At 34.4% G+C, this 20,153-nt stretch carries 19 protein-coding genes; 4 read left to right on the top strand and 15 right to left on the bottom strand.

The window, feature by feature from the left end; all coding sequences use genetic code 11:
- The first annotated feature begins 5 nt into the window (after nucleotides 1-5).
- On the top strand, nucleotides 6-1,544 hold the full coding sequence (locus JJQ60_RS05320; RefSeq protein WP_201917444.1) for a CRTAC1 family protein: 1,539 nt from the start codon (nucleotides 6-8) through the stop codon (nucleotides 1,542-1,544).
- A gap of 105 nt (nucleotides 1,545-1,649) precedes the next feature.
- Here the strand turns inward: JJQ60_RS05320 and JJQ60_RS05325 are convergent, their stop codons facing one another.
- The 8 genes from JJQ60_RS05325 to JJQ60_RS05360 form a co-directional block, all read right to left on the bottom strand.
- A complete protein-coding gene (locus tag JJQ60_RS05325; protein WP_201917446.1) occupies nucleotides 1,650-2,114 on the bottom strand; it encodes an SgcJ/EcaC family oxidoreductase in 465 nt (154 codons plus the stop codon).
- An 18-nt stretch (nucleotides 2,115-2,132) separates the two neighbouring features.
- The gene (locus tag JJQ60_RS05330; RefSeq protein WP_201917448.1) at nucleotides 2,133-2,864 is read right to left on the bottom strand and encodes a pirin family protein; all 732 of its coding nucleotides are present in this window, start codon (nucleotides 2,862-2,864) and stop codon (nucleotides 2,133-2,135) included.
- 12 nt (nucleotides 2,865-2,876) lie between these two features.
- The gene (locus JJQ60_RS05335) at nucleotides 2,877-3,398 is read right to left on the bottom strand and encodes an NADPH-dependent FMN reductase (RefSeq protein ID WP_201917450.1); all 522 of its coding nucleotides are present in this window, start codon (nucleotides 3,396-3,398) and stop codon (nucleotides 2,877-2,879) included.
- Between the two features lie 22 nt (nucleotides 3,399-3,420).
- Nucleotides 3,421-3,741, bottom strand: a complete 321-nt coding sequence (locus JJQ60_RS05340; RefSeq protein ID WP_201917452.1) for a putative quinol monooxygenase — start codon at nucleotides 3,739-3,741, stop codon at nucleotides 3,421-3,423.
- 117 nt (nucleotides 3,742-3,858) lie between these two features.
- Complete coding sequence (locus tag JJQ60_RS05345; protein ID WP_201917454.1) at nucleotides 3,859-4,923, bottom strand: hypothetical protein; 1,065 nt, start codon at nucleotides 4,921-4,923, stop codon at nucleotides 3,859-3,861.
- A gap of 70 nt (nucleotides 4,924-4,993) precedes the next feature.
- Nucleotides 4,994-6,313, bottom strand: coding sequence for a hypothetical protein (locus tag JJQ60_RS05350; RefSeq protein ID WP_201917456.1), 1,320 nt, complete (start codon nucleotides 6,311-6,313; stop codon nucleotides 4,994-4,996).
- Between the two features lie 25 nt (nucleotides 6,314-6,338).
- Nucleotides 6,339-7,748 (bottom strand): alginate export family protein, encoded by a 1,410-nt coding sequence (locus JJQ60_RS05355; protein ID WP_201917458.1) that lies wholly within the window; start codon nucleotides 7,746-7,748, stop codon nucleotides 6,339-6,341.
- A 1-nt stretch (nucleotide 7,749) separates the two neighbouring features.
- Nucleotides 7,750-8,622 carry a helix-turn-helix domain-containing protein gene (locus JJQ60_RS05360; RefSeq protein ID WP_201917460.1) on the bottom strand — a complete coding sequence of 291 codons (873 nt, stop codon included), beginning with the start codon at nucleotides 8,620-8,622 and terminating at the stop codon, nucleotides 7,750-7,752.
- Nucleotides 8,623-9,157: 535 nt separating this feature from the next.
- Between JJQ60_RS05360 and JJQ60_RS05365 the strand changes: the two genes are divergently transcribed.
- Entirely contained in the window at nucleotides 9,158-9,778 is a 621-nt protein-coding gene (locus JJQ60_RS05365; protein WP_201917462.1) for a DUF4386 domain-containing protein, read from the top strand.
- A 17-nt stretch (nucleotides 9,779-9,795) separates the two neighbouring features.
- On the opposite strand, the gene JJQ60_RS05370 is transcribed toward JJQ60_RS05365, so the two are convergent.
- The 6 genes from JJQ60_RS05370 to JJQ60_RS05395 form a co-directional block, all read right to left on the bottom strand.
- Entirely contained in the window at nucleotides 9,796-10,686 is an 891-nt protein-coding gene (locus JJQ60_RS05370) for a TolB-like translocation protein (RefSeq protein ID WP_201917464.1), read from the bottom strand.
- 4 nt (nucleotides 10,687-10,690) lie between these two features.
- Nucleotides 10,691-11,596, bottom strand: a complete 906-nt coding sequence (locus JJQ60_RS05375) for an alpha/beta hydrolase (RefSeq protein WP_201917466.1) — start codon at nucleotides 11,594-11,596, stop codon at nucleotides 10,691-10,693.
- Between the two features lie 118 nt (nucleotides 11,597-11,714).
- Nucleotides 11,715-12,635: a PD40 domain-containing protein gene (locus JJQ60_RS05380; protein WP_201917468.1), complete on the bottom strand. Its 921-nt coding sequence runs from the start codon at nucleotides 12,633-12,635 to the stop codon at nucleotides 11,715-11,717.
- Nucleotides 12,636-12,662: 27 nt separating this feature from the next.
- Nucleotides 12,663-13,862 (bottom strand): serine hydrolase domain-containing protein, encoded by a 1,200-nt coding sequence (locus JJQ60_RS05385; protein ID WP_201917470.1) that lies wholly within the window; start codon nucleotides 13,860-13,862, stop codon nucleotides 12,663-12,665.
- A gap of 9 nt (nucleotides 13,863-13,871) precedes the next feature.
- The gene (locus tag JJQ60_RS05390; RefSeq protein ID WP_201917472.1) at nucleotides 13,872-14,777 is read right to left on the bottom strand and encodes a DUF5050 domain-containing protein; all 906 of its coding nucleotides are present in this window, start codon (nucleotides 14,775-14,777) and stop codon (nucleotides 13,872-13,874) included.
- Nucleotides 14,778-14,811: 34 nt separating this feature from the next.
- Entirely contained in the window at nucleotides 14,812-15,744 is a 933-nt protein-coding gene (locus tag JJQ60_RS05395) for a PD40 domain-containing protein (RefSeq protein WP_201917474.1), read from the bottom strand.
- A 303-nt stretch (nucleotides 15,745-16,047) separates the two neighbouring features.
- Between JJQ60_RS05395 and JJQ60_RS05400 the strand changes: the two genes are divergently transcribed.
- The gene (locus tag JJQ60_RS05400; protein WP_201917476.1) at nucleotides 16,048-17,733 is read left to right on the top strand and encodes a histidine kinase; all 1,686 of its coding nucleotides are present in this window, start codon (nucleotides 16,048-16,050) and stop codon (nucleotides 17,731-17,733) included.
- Between the two features lie 4 nt (nucleotides 17,734-17,737).
- On the top strand, nucleotides 17,738-18,436 hold the full coding sequence (locus JJQ60_RS05405) for a LytR/AlgR family response regulator transcription factor (protein WP_201917478.1): 699 nt from the start codon (nucleotides 17,738-17,740) through the stop codon (nucleotides 18,434-18,436).
- Between the two features lie 83 nt (nucleotides 18,437-18,519).
- On the opposite strand, the gene JJQ60_RS05410 is transcribed toward JJQ60_RS05405, so the two are convergent.
- Nucleotides 18,520-20,115, bottom strand: a complete 1,596-nt coding sequence (locus JJQ60_RS05410; RefSeq protein WP_201917480.1) for a hypothetical protein — start codon at nucleotides 20,113-20,115, stop codon at nucleotides 18,520-18,522.
- Between the last annotated feature and the right edge of the window lie 38 nt (nucleotides 20,116-20,153).

Raw genomic sequence — 20,153 nt, forward strand, 5'->3', positions numbered from 1 at the left:
AGACTATGCAATTAAAAATCAAAGTTTTCGTCACGCTCATTCCATTCCTATCAATACTTGGGTGTAACCAAACCAATAACAGGGACATTATCAAAAAAGAAAGTATACAAACTGGTATATTCGAACCTATAGTTACCGGAAGAATAGCCACAGATGGCAATTTATCGCGCGGAGTTGCCTGGGGAGATTACGACCAGGATGGAGATCCGGATCTGTATGTTGCCAATTCTAATGGCCAATGGAATTTTTTATACAGAAATAATGGAGACGGTACATTTAAAAAAATGACGAGTGATGCTGCCGGAGGAGACGTATATTCAGAAGTAGTGAAACATGGGGGGAATTCGCAAGGCGTGAACTGGGTAGATTATGATAACGATGGAGACCTGGATTTATATGTGGTGAGCAGAGGTCAAGAAGGAAACTTTCTCTTTGAAAATATCGAAAATCTGGGCTTCAAAAGAATTTCTGATCACCCTTTAACTTCTGATGATATTGCTGCCTCTATGGCTTGTTGGGTGGATATCGAAAATGATGGGGATTTGGATGTGTTTATAGTCGCCTCTGGAAGCGGATCTAATCTGGTATTCAAAAATCAAGGTAACGGAGTATTTCAAAAAATGAATGACAGCCCGCTCACGAGCGGTAATGGCAGAGGTCGTGCTTGTGGATGTGGAGATCTAAATAATGATGGACTCCCCGATTTTTATGTAGCTAATGCCCGAAAACCAAATCTTTATTTTAAAAACTTAGGGAACTGGAAATTTGAAAAAATTAATAGTGGACATGTTGTAGAAGATATTGGGTATTCCTACGGAGTTTCTATGGCGGATTATGATGAAGATGGGGATTTGGATCTATTTCTGGCAAATTTTGACAAACAGAATTTTTTATACAATAATGATGGCACAGGTAATTTAAGGGTTGTAAAACAAAGTATATTAACCCGGCAACAAGGAGGAGCCTCTAAGGGGCATGCCTGGGGAGATTATGATAATGATAGTGATATTGATCTTTTTATAGCAAATGGTACCTATAGACCAGATATGCATAATTTTCTGTATCTAAATCAAGGTGATGGTACATTTATTCGTGATTTAACTGATAAAATTACGAAACATGCTGACACCTCGGCCGGCACGGCTCATGCCGATTTTGATCGGGATGGAGACCTGGATATTTTTGTGGCCAACTGGGGAAATAATGATCAAATCAACAGGTTTTATAAAAATAGAACAACAGAAAAAAATTGGATCACCATAAAGCTACGAGGTGTGCAATCTAATAGCCATGGTATAGGTACTCGAGCTATCCTTAATTTCAGTGTTGATCAAAAAGAAAAACGAATTCATAGATGGATGTACCCTGTAACCGGATACGGAAGCCAGAATGATTATGAAATTCATTTTGGTCTAGGCAATTCGACCAAAATCAATAGCATTATTCTAAAATGGCCTTCTGGTATTGTGGATACACTTAAAAACATATCCGTAAATACCCATTATTTGGCAGAAGAAAAAGGAGAACTGTCTGAAATTCAATAACTTTTGCAGTTTGGTATTTTTTATAGATAATTGCTGCTATTATATCTATTTTTATATGCGTAAAACGGTAAATATATTAGCGACAATTTAAAATGATAAACAACACTAACTTTTTCTATAATCTACTGCCTTAATGTTACCCTCATTATCGACAACGTGTGTTTCCTTACCAGGAACAATGTCTGTATTTTGAGCAGCTACACATAACCAACTACTTTCAGATTTCTGCAACACAAAGGTGAAAATGTTCTGACGTAATCCTGGATTTTTCACATCACTTACTGAGGTTTGATTTGACAACTTAAAACGTACATTAACTACTGCAACTGACGGACTCAACAATTTCGTTTTTATTTTTCTTAATTCTAGTGTTGAGTTGTTGAATATGTTCTTTAACCCATAATCATGAGCCTTGAAAATAGCTTCTCTATCGTGCCACCAAAGCCCAACTACATTGACAAATTCAGCATTTTCTGTGAACAAGTTGGCTATTCCTCTTGCGTTTCTTTTGTTCCAAAATTCTGCAAAAAGTTTTGGAATATCTTCAGGCGTTTCAATTATTAAATTCATAGGCTCTTAATTATGTTGTTACATTCCACTATAGGCTCCTGAACGTGAGTATTCGGCATGTTCATCCATTTCAAAATATAACAAATCTGCCGAAGATGAAACCAAACCTACAGTAATATTCTCATCCAGTACGGCACTTTCAAACTTACCTAAAACATTATCTTTTATTTTTACCTTTCCGTTAAATACATACAGCAATCCTATCTTGTTTTTAGAAACTTTTAATTCTATTGATTTGTTAATGTGAGCATCCCAAACAGCAATTTCACTGTTTATCTCTAACGGTGCTTCAGAACTTGTACTACCAGCAACTAATCGCCATTGGTTTTCACTATTCAAAGCATTTAACTTGGAAAATTGGACCCTTGGCTGAAAATTGTCCTTACTAGGGCGCATAAAAATTTGAAGCATATCTACTTTTTCACCATTTTCAGGTACTCTTTCTTCATGATAAATACCTGTCCCAGCATTCATCATCATAAGATGCATACCTCCTATTTCAATAAGATTGCCAGTACTATCCTCGTGTGTCATAACACCCTTTCGCATGTAAGAGAAAATCTCATCATACTGATGTGGATGCATACCTACTATCGTACCTGGCTTAATTTCAGAATAGTCAATTCTTCCTAACTGTGCCAATCCGTAATCATTAGGGTTTCCTAAATTGATTCCTGGCGAGGTTGATGTAATATGAAAATTTTCATTTCCAAATTCTCTAACTTGATTTGCTTTATTTATAACTACCATCTTTCTTATTTTTTAAATTAATATTGAACCGTTATTTAAAGCTGCATTCAGCTCATTTTCCAATTCTTTATCGATTACTTTTCCATTTAAAAATACTTGGTAAAAGTTGTTGACTCTTAACTTTCCAATAGTTCTTCCTCCAAAAAAAGGCAGCATTTGTTCTGCAATGTTCAACACGGACATTCCTCCGTTAGGCCCTGGCGTTGCACTCACTAAAAGTACATTTTTATTGGCCAAAAAACCACGATTCTCTCTTGACAACCAATCGATAATATTCTTAAAGAAAGCCGTAAAATTACCATTATGCTCTGGTAGTGCCATTACTACAGTATCTGCATCACTTAATTTTTCATTGAGTTTCTTTATAGTTTTAGGAATGCCCTGTGTATACTCCAAATCAATACTGTACATTGGTGCATCATAGTTGTGCATATTAAGTACTTCTGCATCGTCTATAGATTGCGCCATATACTCTATCAATTGCTGGTTTATTGATTTTGAGCGATTACTTCCTGCTAATAATATTGTTTTCATTTTAATTCGATTTTTTAGATTCTTACTTTTCCCATTTTTCTATTGGCTCTAATTGTGAAAATGTACGCGGGGTCATTGTCCATTTCGGCAATTGATTTTCAAAGGTATCTCTGTAAGGCTTTTTATGCAGTTGGTTTTGAATAAATGCCTCCATAGATTCCTCATTCCACCTTTCATATAAAGTAAAATGTGTCGGATTGTTTATATCTCTATGCAAATGAGCACATATAAACTCCTTTTCTTTAGACATCTCATCAATCATTTTCTTGATGGTATTCAACCAATCGTCAATGTTTGCCTTTTTTATATGAAACGTGTTGTAAAATGCGATTCCAAAGTCCATCTGTATTGTTTTTAATTACTTATACAAAAGTACTTTAGACGGGAAAGTTAGTCGTTAACAATCTATTCAAAAGAATAGTCAATTTGTAACCGATATGATATTCTCTTCACTATTGAACTAATGAATTTTAATACGTATTGAAATTAGCTCACCCTCTTTTTCACTTTTAAGACTACCAACTTTATGATCAAACAATCCGTTTAAATTGTTACCTGATGGGTCTTCCAATCTTGAATTGACAATAATCTGGTATTCTCCAGTTTTCCATTTGCTTTCTGGAACAAAGTACCAACCTTTTTCATTGTTTTTTATTTCAATCTTACCTTTAATAGGTTTTTCATCTTTGTCTATCAACCCAATTCTAGAAAACAATGACATTCTGTCTATTGCCGCTTTAAATTGGATTTGTAAGGGCTTTTTGGTATTGCTTTTGGGTAATTCAAAAGTCCAATCATTAACGTTTGGGGAAATTGTGTCTTGATTCACTACGTTAAATGTTTTTATGTAAGTTTGCTGAAGCTTCTGCCCATAAATATCTTGTAATGAGTCTATTTTTATACTGAATTGCTCACCTGGTTGCAGTGCTCTGCCCAAATTTTTGTTGGCCACCAAATCAGTCTTTACGCGTGCAGGGTCAAAAATAATGGTAAGCCGCTTTTGCGATGTATCCCATAGTTCATAAGCATTATTGAAAATTGCACCTTTTATTTCTTCGCCTTTGCTATTGATAAGTTTGATATGCTCTAAGTTATTAGTGGTTTTCATAGGTTGAGAAAACTCAATGTAGGCACGAAGTAAGTTCTCTGGTAAGGTATCAGCAGTTGGATAAATAGTAGATACTTCCAATGGTGTCATTTTCTGTTTAGGCAATGTGAATCGCTTTTGAATTTTACCTCTGGTAGTACTGGCGATGAGAACATACTGCGTATTGTGCAATAGTGGAAAGTTAGGTGTAAAAGCCACAACATTGTCTCCATCTTTTTTATAGTTTCCTTCCAATGGATATTCAGTTGGTTGATTTAAATCTGAATCCCAAACATAGATATTAACCAAATCATAATTCGCTAACTTAGTTAAGTTTTCGATTAAAAGCTTATCCTTTTGAACAGTTAGCTTAATTTCTTTTTTATCGCTACAAGCCCAAAGTAGTAGCAAAAGCAATATGTAATACAATTTGTTCATAAGATTTTAAGGCATTAGAATGGGCAATGCGAATACTTTAAGTTGAAGCATTGCCCGCTATGTTAAACATTTAGTTCTTTCTTATTAATTCAGGAAATCCTTCTAATGGTCTCGCCATATTATGATAATTCTTGTATAAATCTCCACTTTCTGGATATTTGTAGTCACTAAAATCATATTCATTTATGAAGTCGCTTAAACGGAAATAAGTTCCTTTTATTTCCGACAGCAAATCCACAGTACCTTTGTCCATATTTCTTCTCAACAAAGTCAACATCATTGGATTTTGGTCATCAATTTGCATTACACCAGATAATGGTACTGGTTTTATAGGTAATCCTTCTGGTCCATCGGTGTAAGATGTTAAACCTTCACCTTTGTTGGCTTTTTCCAAATCTTTAATTGAAATGACACTAGCACTACGATATTTGTTCGTTATCAATAATTTTTTGTCAACGTTACCCGCAAAATCCTGTGCGTCAAAAATCAACATATCAATAGGCACATTGCCATAGCCTAATTCTGCCATTGTTTTTGATTTCATATGCCCGCCATCTTTAATCTGTGAAGTAGGAAAGGTTACCAAAGGTGTACAGGTATAGGCAGCAATCAACGTTTCAACACCGTTGAGCTCATGAAACAACATTGTTCTGATAGGTGCACGAGTCTCCTTTTGTGTGTGAACTGTGTGGAACATTTCTATACTTGCAACTTTAGATTGTTCGCCATTAAATGGGTAAGGAATAACACGCATTGTAGATGCAAATTCACCATTACTCAATCCAGACACATACAAACTACCCTTATGAAAATCGATATCGGTAATAGTCAATGTGTATGCAGGAATATCTCTCCAAAAGTTTGATATACCTTCTGGATAGCCCTGTACTTTTACTTTACTATGTTTAGTATTGGCCACATTAAAAAAGCGTACATCATTATCAGTTGGGCTTATTATGGCAATTAACGATTTTGCCTCTGGTGCGTGTCCTCTTTTTACGGATATGTAAGCCTCTTGACTAACCGGATGAATTTTCATATCCTGAATCACAACATCTGAAGCATTGATTCCCAGTTTCTCACCAATTTTCTTATCTACTCCCCAGATATTAAAAGGTATAGGGTCTTTTAGTTCTGAAGCTTCTGTTTTTAATGCGTGAATCATACCCGATTTACTATCTCCTACGAATAGTACATTATCAGGTCCAAAAGCCATTATGCTAGCACCAGGAAGTGTGTTTTCTTCCATATTAACACCACTTTCAGTGGTTGAAGTTTCTGAATTTGCCGCTAACAACTCTGAACTTTCAGAATTATCGGTATTTGTTTTACAGCTTAATACCATCACAATAACTGATACTAATACTGATAGTTTACTTATTATTTTCATTTTTCTAATCTTTATTAATTATTGTTTAAAATTTATAACTTAATGTCGGGGCAAAATGGAATATGTTTTCTGCATTGCCCGTTGCTTTTTGAAAGTCGCCCGCGATGAAATAACTCATATCTAAATCGAACGACAAGTGTCTGTTTATTTCGTATGATGCTTTAAAGCCCAATTGATTACCAATACTTCTATCTGAAACTCCATTTGCAGATCTGTTAATAAATCTTGGCGGCCTGTACAATACATCTTCTTTGGAGGCTCTCCAAAAGAAGGCCCATTCACCATAGAGATTCAACTTTTCTGTAGGTGAAACATTAATAGATGGGTGAACGCCAATAATATTTACTGGTGTGATGGTCAGTGCAAGGCTATAATAAGATGGGTTGACAAACATTGGGTTGAATGTATTTATTTTATCATCTCCCGTATCCTTGTCCCCACTTGTATATTGTAACTTGATCCCTGGTTTGGGTTTCCATGGTCCATCAATCAAATAATGCCAATCAGTTTCAATATCAAAGGCACTTATATTGGAATCGTCAATTTCCCCGAATTGATATATTACTTCTGTATTGTATTGCCAACGCCCATTTACAATCCCGAAACGTCGCAAACCTATATTGTGCCTTGTCTCTTCTCCTTCTACGTCATTAAATCTTGAATTATCCGACTTAAATCCCAAATAGTAGACTTCGTTATTTCCTATAAGTCCTTTAATCTTGAACTTGGAATACACTCCCCATAATTTTGGGTTGGAGGTATTACTATCAAATAAGGTGAAATCATTGTCGAACGCTTCAAAGTTTGCACGCACTTCATTTCCGTAAAACGCTTGAATTTTTGTTTGCCCTTGTTCAAAAATCAATCTTCCAGCATCAAAAGCTCTTCGAATGTTCGGTCCCTCGCGTAAGCCAACCAATCTCGAGGCACCATAGGACATTTCTTGCCTTCCGAACCTAAATAGAATACTGGTTTTATTTTTTAGTGGAAGTTTGAAATCTATAAATGCTTGGTGTAAATCTGCTTCATCGTATTCGGCAAATTCTTCTTCATGACTGGTATAACCATGATACAATTCTCCAAAGATTCTAATGTATTTTCCAAGAACAAGATTTGAATGAAAAGCCAAACGTTGTGAGTAAAAATTTTGATCTTCTTCACCAATCCACAACCTGTTTGTATAATGTTCAAATCGTGGTCGTACTTGTCCACCTAAGGAAAGGTATATATCTTTTTTTTGATTTAATGGAATAAACTTAATTGGGTCAAAAAAATCTTCTTCAAAAGAATTCTTCTCTTTATGCTTTAAATATTCGTAATTCTCGTTTTGACGAAAAATACTGAAATTAAATACTTCCTTCTTTTCCTCATTATTTTGGGCAAAAACAAAATTGCTGAAAAAAAATAGAATGATTATTAAAACTCTAATATACATTTTAGGTGCTTATTTTTGTTGAAAATTCCTTTGGTGTCTTCCCTGTATGTTTTTTAAAAAATCTGATAAAGTTTGAAGGCTCATCAAACCCCATTTCATAACTCATCTCTTTAATTGAATGTATTTTTTGTGAAATAATACGTTTGCTTTCAATTATCAACCATTCGTCAATAAAGCTCTTTGCAGTTTTACCACTCATTTCCTTACTAATGTCATTGATGTATTTATACGACAAATGCAGTTCTTTTGCATAATCTTTGGCATTGTGCATTGTTCTATATTTTTGCGCCACTAAATTCTTAAACCGTATAAAATCCTTGAATCTAACCGTATCGCTTTTGGCAAACTCCAGAGGCGATAGTCGTTGTATGTACATAAAAAGCGTAAGCAATAAACTCCTAGTAATGTCCCCTTTTAAAACGGTTGTTCTTATATCCTGCTCTCTAAAAAGTAATTCCACAACAGGCTCCAATAATTTAAGTGATTCAGGACTAATCTGTAGTTTAGGCAGATGAAACATTTTTAAGAACAACAACAAATTGGTTTCACTAATGTTCTCTAGTATAAATGTATCTGTAAAAGATACTGTAACACCTTTTATTGGGTTTTCTTCGTCGAAATGATGGATTTGCCCTTTAAGTAAAGGTACTATAGCCCCTATTTTGAAATCATGCACCTCACAATCAATATGATGCCTTCCTTCACCTTCAGTAACGATAAAAAGTGCATTGAAATCCATTCTATGCCAATCATAGAGATTTAGGTATTTCGCTTCATGACGATTTAACAAATCCTCTAATTTGATGACCTCAAAGTCGATCATTCTATCTACTACATCGTCATGTCTTATATGTATTACGCTTTCTGGTTTCATAAATTGTTAGTTCTTGAACTAGTTAAGTTACAATTTTTATGTTAATTTTTTGTATTCTACAAACACATAACATTCAGTATTCTAGACACTTATCCTGCTTAAGTGATTAAGATATTAAAAATCAGGCGAGTAACTTTCAAAAGCAATTTCGAATACAAAACTCGGTAAGAATAACCAAAAAGAAACAAGCAATGTATTCTAAAAAATAGTCAATTAGTTACTCAGTACCTTTTTGATTATTTTGTAAATAAAAGTAATAACTGATTTATAATTCCATTCCACACACATTTTGCTCCTTCCCTCCTGCGCTAGGCAAAAAGAGTGTTCTATTAACTTTGGTAAAAAAGCTTTTAGAAGAGAATTTTTTGAAGAAAACAACATTAGCATCCTTAGCTTTGGAAAAGCAAAGTAAAATAACGCTAGTACAGTACTATGAGTTCTGATTTATATCATTGACCTTCATAATCTTGAGGAGTAACTTTACATTATACCAATATTTAATAATGTGCAAAATGATCAACCCATAGGAATTAATATGAAAAATTTTCTCTCCAATATTTCGTCTAGAAAAGCTGCAATGGTTGTAGGGATTGCATTTATCACCTCAGTTTTTATTGTAACTTTAGTTGATGATTTTCTTCTAGCAAATTTTGTTGTGCCTGGAGATACTGCAGCTCTGGCCAGAGATATTGAGGCTAATAAGAAACTGTTTGATTTTGCTGTTATTAGTTATCTACTGGTACTTGTATTGGATTCTATTATTGGTCTCGCACTTTATGTAGTTCTTAAGCCTACCAATAAAAACCTTGCGTTGGTTACCGGAACTCTCAGACTGCTGTATGCTTGTATATTGATAATTGGGTTATTTGCTCTGATTTTTCAAATTATTGATGTTTATGACTATGAGTCTATAAAGCTTTTTGGATACATATTTTTTGCATTACACATTCTTGTACTCGGTTATTCGGTTTTCAAGTCAGAGTATATACCGAAAAGCCTTGGTGTATTATTAATATTTGCTTCGTTCACATACGTTGTTTTTTTTATAGACTTAAATCTGTCTATAACAATTAAGGCGAGTATTATGGTGATTATGGCTCTTGCAGAACTTTTTCTTAGTATATGGCTCTTAGCGAAAAGAAATAAACTACCTTGAAAAATATATTTTATGAATTATTGTTTGAGTCTAAGATTCTCAATAACCTGGGCATCGACCCAAAATATGTCAACATTTTCATAGTTATCTGAGCCCATATTCCTATTGAAGAAAAGGTATTTACCATCAGGGGTTACTGTAGCGGCTGCTTCCCAAGCCTTTGTATTGATCTTTTCTCCCATATTAATAGCTTCACCCCATGAACCATTTTGCTGTTTAAAGCTAATATAGATGTCAGAATCACCATACCCGCTTTCTCTTTCACCATCCCATATCAAATAGGATTCATCGGGTGCGATGAAAGGATGCGCATTCATTTTTCCGGTGTTAATGGCTGTACCAAACGGCCTCGGTTCTTCACGTTTCCCGTCTATTAATTGAGAATAGCGAATAACTCCATCTCCGTCTGGCATGCCGACTTCATCAAAAACATAGGTTCCTTTTGATGACGCCGTAAGACGCATGATCTGTATCTCCTGGAAAACGGTATCCATTTTTTTAATCTCCGACCAGTCTCCAGTTATGGTACGCTCTTTATATCTTCTACCTAAATGCATTGTCTTACCATCGGGTGAAATAAAAGGTTGCCCTACTCTTTTTGATATCACTCGCTCCTGCCAGGACTTATTTTTATATTCATAAACTACAAATTCCATATCTGCATTTGCACCCTGATCTCTAATAAAATAAAATTCTTTCCTGTTAGGTGTGAAGGTTCCGTTTACCTCCCAATTATTTGTGGTAACCAAACCTGGAGCAAAAGGTTCTGGTGTTAATCCTGGTGGTTTTTGCCCAAGATATAAATCTTCTTTTGGTACGGATGTATTGTACTTAGAATGCTGCTTTTTAGTACTACAAGCATTGAAAATTAGGCAAAATAATAGTGCCACAAAACTGGTCTTTTTCATAGTCTTAGTTCTTATTACTTTTAACACCTTCTTTAAACAAACTAGCTAACCAAGTCACACTGCGAACCCCAGTCCTAGGAAAAGCTGTCCGATGATTACCTTCAATCACTACAGGTAGTATGGATAGACTCTTATCATTTCTGTCTCTAAGCAACCTGATAAATTCCTCTACCTGCTTGCCTGAGTCTTTCTCTAATGTTCCATAAGAAATAAAAACATTAGCATTCAGACTACTCTGTTTTTGTGTTATATTGGATATGAGTTCAGAAAAATAAGTAATATCCTTTCCAAATGATGGACTGCCAAGAATATAGTTTTTAAAGGTATCTGATTGTTTCAGAAGTATGTAAGCGCCAAATTCCCCGCCTAGTGAATATCCAAAATAAGAACGGTTATTAGAATCTGTTCGATAATTGGTTTCGACATATTTTAGTACATCGTTACGGATAAAATCGAGATGATTACCTGCCTGTCCAAATTGATATTTAGCTTGATATTCTGTATTACTTGATTTACCAACAGAATAATCTCTAAACCTACTTACATGAGCTCCCTTTTCTTTTATTAAAGCTTCCTCAATATCCTTTTGCCAGGATATTCCTACCAAAATAGCCTCTTCCATTATATATTCTGTAGCACTGGATAATATTTCGACATGCCATATCGCATCGGTATAGTAAATTACTGGATATTGTCTGTCATTATTTTCCGAATAGCCCTCAGGTAGTTTAACATAAAGTTCATATTGTCTATTAACCTTAGTATCTTTTATGGGGATCACCTCTATCTTAGGCAATACTAAATAAGACTTTTCGACTGTTTGCGAATCATCTTTTTCAATTTTTTTTTGAGCAAAAACGGTGTTAAGTGAAATAGCAAATATCAATAGTAGCAGTTTGGTGGTTTTCATGTTTTTTTCTTTTATTATTTAATAATATAAAAGATTTATTCATAGATAGTTAACTTATTTACATTAAAGTAATTCAAAATAAACCCTTTGTATATATTGATGCATTTGTAAATCAGGTTTACAGTTTTGGTCTAAGTTTTTCAATAACCTCTGTGCTCACCCAATACAAATCAGATAACCCATCTTCAATGTTGGATCTAGTAAAAAAGAAATATTTACCATCTGGGGAGATACTCGGATTTCCTTCATTAACAGTTGAATTTACTGTATTTCCAAGGTTAATTGGTTTTGCCCATGTTCCGTCTTTTTCCTTAAAGCAGACATAAATATCTAGATCTTTTCTTTTTTCATTTTCTTTGTTTCGAGTATGTACCAGCAAATAATCTTGTGATGGAGAAATAAACCCGTGATCACCAAATTCAAGTTCAACTTCCTGTACATCGAGAAATTTACCGTTTTTGTTGGGTGCAACATACGTTTTCCATCTTTTTGATAAATTCGTATAGAAAAGATCTCCGTTTTTAGCTTGATTAATATAAAAAACTTGGTCATCATTTAGAGGAGAATCAAGTTGTATTGCATCACTCCAGGAATCCTCTAAGCGGTTTACGTACCAAATTTTCTCATCCGAAAAAATAGAATCCAAAGCTGTGAAGTAAATCCTTTTTTCATCAAAGCTAACGAATGGATACATTTCCTCTTTTTTTCTCCCTTTGGTAAAATTTGCTCTTTTAGCAGGAGTCCATTTATTATCTTTAAGTTTTGAGAAATAGATAGATACGTCTTCATCTTTTTTATTAACCGTAAAATATACTTCGTCTAAACCAGGAGAAAACGAAATATTCGATTCATTCCTTCCAGTGATTGAAATAATTCCAGGAGCAAAAATTTCAGGTGTTAGTCCAGATGGTTGCTGTCCAAAATATAAGTTTTCTATAGTGGATGGATTATTAGCCGTAGCATCTTTTTTCTTTGTATTACAGGCACTCAACAATAGTGTCAAAATGAGTAATAAAAGTATCGAATTATAATTTTTCATGGTTTGGACATTCATATCTTGTTTCTATTAATTTATAAATGCTGGTAAGATTCGCTCTGCGACCAGTTGTAGCGCATGGTTATCATTATCATCATCAGTAAATACAATCAGCAGATCAAGTTCTTCGATCAAAATGATATATTGACCGTTGCCGCCTTGGGCAGATACACTGAAATAGCTTTTATTACCAACCTTCAAATCTGCAGACCACCAGAAATAACCATACCCCTGTTTAGAGACATCTTTACCACCACCATATACATCATCATCGCCAGTATAGAGGAGCCTACTAGTAGCTTTTTCGATAAATTCTTCTGGAATTAGTTGATCACCATTCCATTTACCTTTGTTCATGACCAAAGTACCCCATTTGAGCATAGTGCGCGATGTCATGTTTGTACGCCAACCGGCTTCTGGCATACCGGTAACACCGTTTGTTCGCCAGCGGTAATTTGCGATACCCATTTTGTCGAGCAGTTCATTTTTAATAAAATCTTTGGCCGATCCAGGCACCACGGCTTCAATAACCTGCATTACCAATCCCGGACCGCCTCCATATTTAAAAACTTGGGATGCTGAAGTGATTGGCTCGCTATGTTCGAGTAAAACTTGAACTTGTCCTTGCCCTTTTAACTGGTTTGGATTTTTCTTAAATTCTTTTCTCTGTTCGTCACTGATACGGATACCAGAACGCATGGTCAGCGCATGGTTCAGCGTTATTTTTTCTGCACCTTCAACAAACTTTGTTGAATCCAGATCGTTAAGAAAGCTAACCAAAGGCTTATCTAAATCGGTCATGGTTAGATACCCTAGTTGGATGGCTCGACCAAGCGCTAGACCGGTGTAAGCTTTAGTCGCTGATGCCTGATAATGAGGCAGGTTGATGCGTCCCTTTCTGTAATAGGATTCAAAGAGAAGCTTGCCTTTGTGAGCCATAAGAAAGCTGTCAAAAAAACCATGTTTATGGTCGGCAATCTCTTTAGCTAGTTTAACAATCATATTCTTATTGCCTCCATCAATCCCTAATTCACCCACAAGAATACCATCTTTTCTGTCTGCCGGCGTAGTATCGATATAGGCTTTATCGAGATACGGAATCTCACTATATGAGAATGTCGCTTCAGCTGCTGTAGCCTCTGGTGCTTGACTATTACTTTGTTGGGTAAAGCCACTATTTGTTACTATCAGAAGAATTAAAAGTAGTAGTTCTGTTTTGTTTTTCATCATTTTTATTATTTAGTTATTTTTAAACCAAGCAGCTTGCCCCCCATTAGAGATTATTTTTTTTACTTCAGAACCATCCTTATTCATCACATAAATATTCCTGTCTTTATCCGTTTTTGAGTGAAAAATTAGTTGAGAACCATCAGGCGACCAAGATGGCATAGAATCACGAACATCGTTATTTGTTAATCGTTTTTGATTGGAGCCATCTATATCCATCACATAAATTTCAAAATTTCCATCTCTGTCAGACATAAAAGCAATTTGTTTTCCATCAGGAGAAACATCTGGATGCCATTCTTTAGCATCATTATTATGTGTTAACCGAATGATATTTTTCCCATCAATATCAGCTATACTTATGGCACTGCTCCTATCATCGAACTCCCAAGAAAAGACAATTCTACCATCTGGAGTAAAATAAGGATTACTCCCTTTTAGTGACTTTATCTGAGTCTGTTCGCTACCATCTGAATTCATGATCCAAATTTCTGGATGCCAAACGCCCTCTGAATCTTTATACTCTCTTGCAAAAACAATTTTTTTTCCATCTGGAGACCAATCAGGTGCATTATCCCATTTATCTTTTGCACGTGTTAATCGTTTTCTATTCGTCCCATCACTATTCATGGTATGAATAGACCAAGTCTTTCTGTCATCATATTTGCTATAAAATGCAAATTGCTTTCCATCAGGAGACCAAGCTACATAACCTCCATTCTCATTTGTACTTTTAACAGTGGATTTACCTTCTATATTACCTGAATAAATTTCTACGTTTCCAGTTTCTTTTGAAGTATAGGCAATTGTATAGAATGGTGATTTAGAGTTGTCACTTTCCTGACCAGAAGCAATAATGCCAAATAGGAAAATTAAAATGAAAAAGACTCTTGCTTGTTTAAAATTATTGGTATTCATAGCATATTGTTTTAAAAAAAAATGTATTGCTCATTTATAAGTCCAATGGTCTTATTTTATTAATAACTTCTGTGCTTACCCAATAAAAGTTTGATAATCCACCTTCTTCGTTATATCTGCCAAAAAATAAATATTTACCATCCGGTGTGATACTCGGGCATGTTTCACTAAAATTAGAATTTACTTCACTTCCAAGGTTAATGGCTTTTGACCACCCATCGTCTTTCTTTTTGAAATAGACATATATATCGCTTTTTCTTTGATCATCTTCTTTGTTTCTGGCATTTACCACTATATACTCTTGAGATGGGGAAATAAAACCGTGAAAACCAGATTCAATTCCAACTTCGTGTACTTCGAGATATTTACCATTTTTATTAGGGGAATAATACATTTTTCGCTTTGACACATTGGTATAAAAAATATCTCCGTTTTTGGCTTCATTTGAATAAAAAACAAAATCATCATTTATAGGTGAATCAAGTTGTATCGCATCACTCCAAGAACTGTCGAAACGATTAACATACCAAGCTTTAACCGATTCTTTATGATGAGGCAATGTAAAAGAATCATGAGCTGCAAAATGAATCCTTTTACCACTAGGGCTTACAAATGGATGCATCTCACCCACTTTTTTGCCTTTTGTAAAATTTGCTTTTTTAGGATTAGTCCATTTTTTTCCTTCAAGTTTTGAGAAATATATGCTTGGATCTTGGTCTTTTTTATTAGCTGAAAAATATACTTCATCTAAACCAGGAGAAAACGAAATACCATGTTCATATCTTCCATTTATTGAAATAATTCCAGGAGCAAAAACTTCAGGAATTAAACCTGGTGGTTTTTGTCCGAAATATCGATCTTCTAAAGCTGGAAAATCATACTCGTTTGCTTTCTGATTTTTAGTATTGCAAGCATTAAAAAATAGAGTTAATACCGATATTGAAAGTATAAAGTTGTAATTTTTCATATTTTTTTGAGTGTAAAAAATGTTTGGTACCATATTGTTTGTTTCCATAGATTCATCTGATGCTAATTTCTACTGGATATATCTCAAACCCATAAACATCTTTTGAATTATTTGAAGTATATGAGTTAGTTTATACTACTGACCAGATGCTTTGAGTGTGTTTTTTATGTTTTTATACTTTACAAAAGATGCATTTTTCTTTTATGTTTTCAATTTAAATTTTGCCAACTGCTCTATACACTAATGAACTGCTCTAAGAGGATGATTATAATGATTATCTTGCATCGGTAAAACCATTGAAAAATGAATTTGAGATTTTTCTACAATCTCCTTTTAATATGCCTTACATTATTTGTAACCTCTTGCTCTAAAAGTCCGGTTTTTAAGGAATATCAGACCGTATTCAAGGTTGGAGATCAACCAGAATGGTCGACCAAGAACTTATATGATCAGAGATGGCAAAAAAGACTAAAGCTAGTGCCTGATGGTAAGGTTTTCTGGTCTAGAACTAAGATCGATATCTTAAAGGCTCCTGAAATCTTACAACCCTATGGTCTTCAGTTAGAAGTCTATGGCGAGTATGAGGTATTTTGGGATGGGGTTTTGATTGGCAAAAATGGAAATCCGGGGCAGGAAGCAGATTTACCTCCTGAAGGTAAATTGTGGACTACTTTTATCATACCCACCCATTTGACCAATGTAGACGAACATGTAATGGCCATACGCTTAAGTAATTATTATTATCCAGATCATATTGGCAATTATGGGTTGAAGATATACGATTACGATGATTTACTTACCGACCGGCTCATCCAAAACTCCTATATGCATGTTTTTGCAGGTGCTTTTCTCATTACCGCGATCTATTTTCTTTTTCTATTCTTAGGTAATAAAAAAGAATACCCTAAGCTTATTTTTAGCATTAGTTGTTTTCTCTTTTTTGGCTTAACAATGACCCACTTTGTGAGAACAACGATACCAATTCATTATAGCTTACATGTTGTTCGGTTAGAAGTTATCACCAGTTTAATGTTCGGAATTTCGTTTTTAATCCCACTCTATTTCTCGATGCAGTTTCCCTTCCCAAAATGGAAAGTCTTTTTAGGTATTTACGCTTCTATTCTTTTATATATATTCTCTATTGAACACCATTTATTTGATTACACGATATTAAATATGGCTTTTAGTTTATTGGTATTTTCTATAGGTATAGCCGTTTTTGGCGTATACAAGAAAGCAAAAGGTGCTCTTTTAGTACTGCTAACCCTGCTCCTTTGTATATTCATTCGTTATTCCGTTTCATTTAATATGAGTCTCTTTATCGGTTTTAGCTTAATTTTACTTAACATGTTGTACTTACTTTCCTTGCGTATCAAAGAACAACGGCTAGCTTATGAAAACTCCTTGGTCCAATCTACACGACTGCGCCTTGAGTTACTCAAAAAGAATATTCAACCTCATTTTCTAATGAATACCCTGACCTCATTAATAGATTGGGTAGAAGAAGCGCCTAAGAAAGGAGTTTTGTTTATTGAAGCTTTAGCCAAAGAATTTGATCTTTTTAACCAGATAGAAAATAAAACATTGATTCCTATTGCTCAAGAAATAGCGCTTTGCCGTGCACATCTTGAAATTATGGAATACCGGAAAGAAATCAACTATTTGTGGGAAGAAGAAGGCATAGATCCTGAAGAAAAGATACCTCCTGGAATTCTTCATACGTTATTAGAAAATGGAATTACACATAGCTTACCTCGAGAAGATAATAACATCAGATTTAAGCTTATTTTTGAATCGAATACTGATTACAAGTGCTATACATTTTTAACCTTTGCGGCTCCTGTGAAGAAAGGAACGAATAATAGTACAGAAGGTACAGGTCTAAAATATATAAAAGCTCGGCTAACAGAGAGCTATCATGAGCAATGGGATTTTACCTCAGAACCAGTACATCACGGATGGAAAAACATCATAAAAATATATTCTTAAGAAGATGAAGGTTTTAATCGTTGAAGATGAATCAAGAATAGCCAAAAGAATTGAACGAATGACTCGTGATATTTTTGGAGATACTTTAGAATCACTAAAGTATATTAATACACTTCATGAAGCATTACCATTTATTGAAAATAACGAATTAGACCTTGTTCTTCTAGATTTGAATCTTAATGGCGCCAATGGTTTTGACTTGTTGGCTACAGCAGTTTCTAAATCATTCCATACGATAGTTATTTCTGCTTATAAAGATCAGGCAATTACTGCTTTTGAATATGGGGTTTTAGATTTTGTTCCCAAACCCTTCAATAGAGAACGCCTGGAGCAAGCCTTGAATCGAACTATGGCAAACGAAAAGATAGAAACGAATGAAATTAAATTTTTAGCGATTAAAAAAAGGCATCGCATACAACTAATACCTATTGAAGATGTACTTTATATAAAAGGAGCTGGTGTCTATACCGAACTTTTTCTAGCTGATAGAAAAAAAGAACTACATGATAAATCGCTCGAAAAGCTAGAACAATTGTTATCAAATACTTTTGAACGAATCCATAAATCATACCTAGTGAAGATGTCTGAAATAAAAGAAATTATCGTAGAATCAGGAAGTAAATATATGATTGAGTTAAAGAATGGAGAACGTATCCCTATCGGAAGAACTAAATACAAAGATATAAAAGCAAAATGGTTTTAAATATCTAAACAAATCAGTCTTTTTTATATCGAACGATCCCGATAGTTATCGGGATCGTCTTGAGAAATTAATACGTATTAATTTTATTTAATAGAAGCAGCCTTATCGTAAAATTCCTGAGCTTTATTTTTATCTCCGATTTGCGAATAACAATCGCCTAAATGTTTCCACGCTTTTACAGAATTCGGAAACAGTTGTGCTACAAAAGAAAACACTCCAATAGCATGCTGATATTGACTTTGATTCAATAATAATTTTCCTGAATTAATGAATTTTCCCTCAAAATCGAAAAACTTGTAACGCGAATCTTGCAACATTTTAATCACATCTTTTTGTAATGTTTCAATATCACCATGCATAAATAAGGTTCTTATATGATCCATAGGTCTTAAAATAAAGCCTTCAGGATTAAAATTGAAAGTTGCTTCTAAAACAGGATCCTCATTATTTTCATATTCATCAAAACTCATATCTACCGATAATTGTGGCGCTAACCAGGCATCATTTGTCCAGGGTTCTTTATCTTGCCACCAAGCAAATGATAACATTATCTTCATTTTGCTATTTGGTAATTGTACGGGTTTGGCATCACCATAAAAATTTACATTTTCACTCGTTGGTTCGCCAACAAATATGGCATTGGTATAACTATCTAAACGATTAACAAAGTTTTGACAAGCCGAAAATGTGCGTCGTCCGGTAATGACAAATAACTTTCCTTTTTTATTAATTTTTTCAGTTTCAATAATTCCCGTGATAATTGGTTTTACTAAATAATTGTTTCCACCACCGTTTAAACGAACGTCAAGCACTAATTTCTCTACATCATTATCCTCGATAAACTCAAAAACTCGTTTGTAAAATGCTTCCATAGTTTCTGATTGATCATTTCTAACTCTACTATGTCTTACGTACACCGTTTTATGTTTTGTAAGATATTCGTAGAAATAAATTTTATCTAATTTCTTAAGGTATAGCGGTGTTTTGTTTTGATTTCTAGCGCTTAACCAGTCGTCTTCTTGTTGTACGTATCCGTAGGTTGTTGGCACTCGACTTTTATTAGGTAAAATGTCAAATTTTTGTTGAAATTGCTGACCTTCTTTCTCTAAAGTAAAAGTTATTGATGATTGCAACATATCGGTAATTCCTTGCGCATGCAGTACTTCGGGATATCGTATATTATTAATTCCGTAGGCTTTAAAATATTGTGAGTTCTCTGCTTCTACTGTGGGTTCAATTGCTTCGAGAACCTCTGAAATTGGCCTCCCTTCTATCGCTATGACTTTTGCTCCAACTGCTTTTGGGTAATTCTTGTGTGTTCCTTGTATATATACTCCATCATTAAATTCATATACATTGAAAGGAAATTGCGAAAATTCAAAAGGTTTTTGATGAAAACTAACATAGGTATGTCCGTATTTGAATAGCGACACGAGTCTAGAAAACCCAACAATAATTTCATGTTCTTCTAAATTCGGGATTTGTTTATGTAACTCTTCGACAGTATCATTAAACTCTTTAACGGTTACTTTTTTAAACAAAAACGGATATTCTTCATGTACCGTTTTCTGTAAAAAACGTAAATCTTGTTGCCATTGTTTTGCGCTTATTTTTTCTTGTGCCAACAGTGTAGTTGAAGCTACTAGTAACAGTAAAGTGATGAAAAGTCTAAATTTCATAATGAATATTTTTAGTTAATTAGAACACTACAAATATT

Source organism: Aquimarina mytili (genome assembly GCF_016735115.1).
In the GTDB taxonomy this organism is placed as follows: domain Bacteria; phylum Bacteroidota; class Bacteroidia; order Flavobacteriales; family Flavobacteriaceae; genus Aquimarina; species Aquimarina mytili.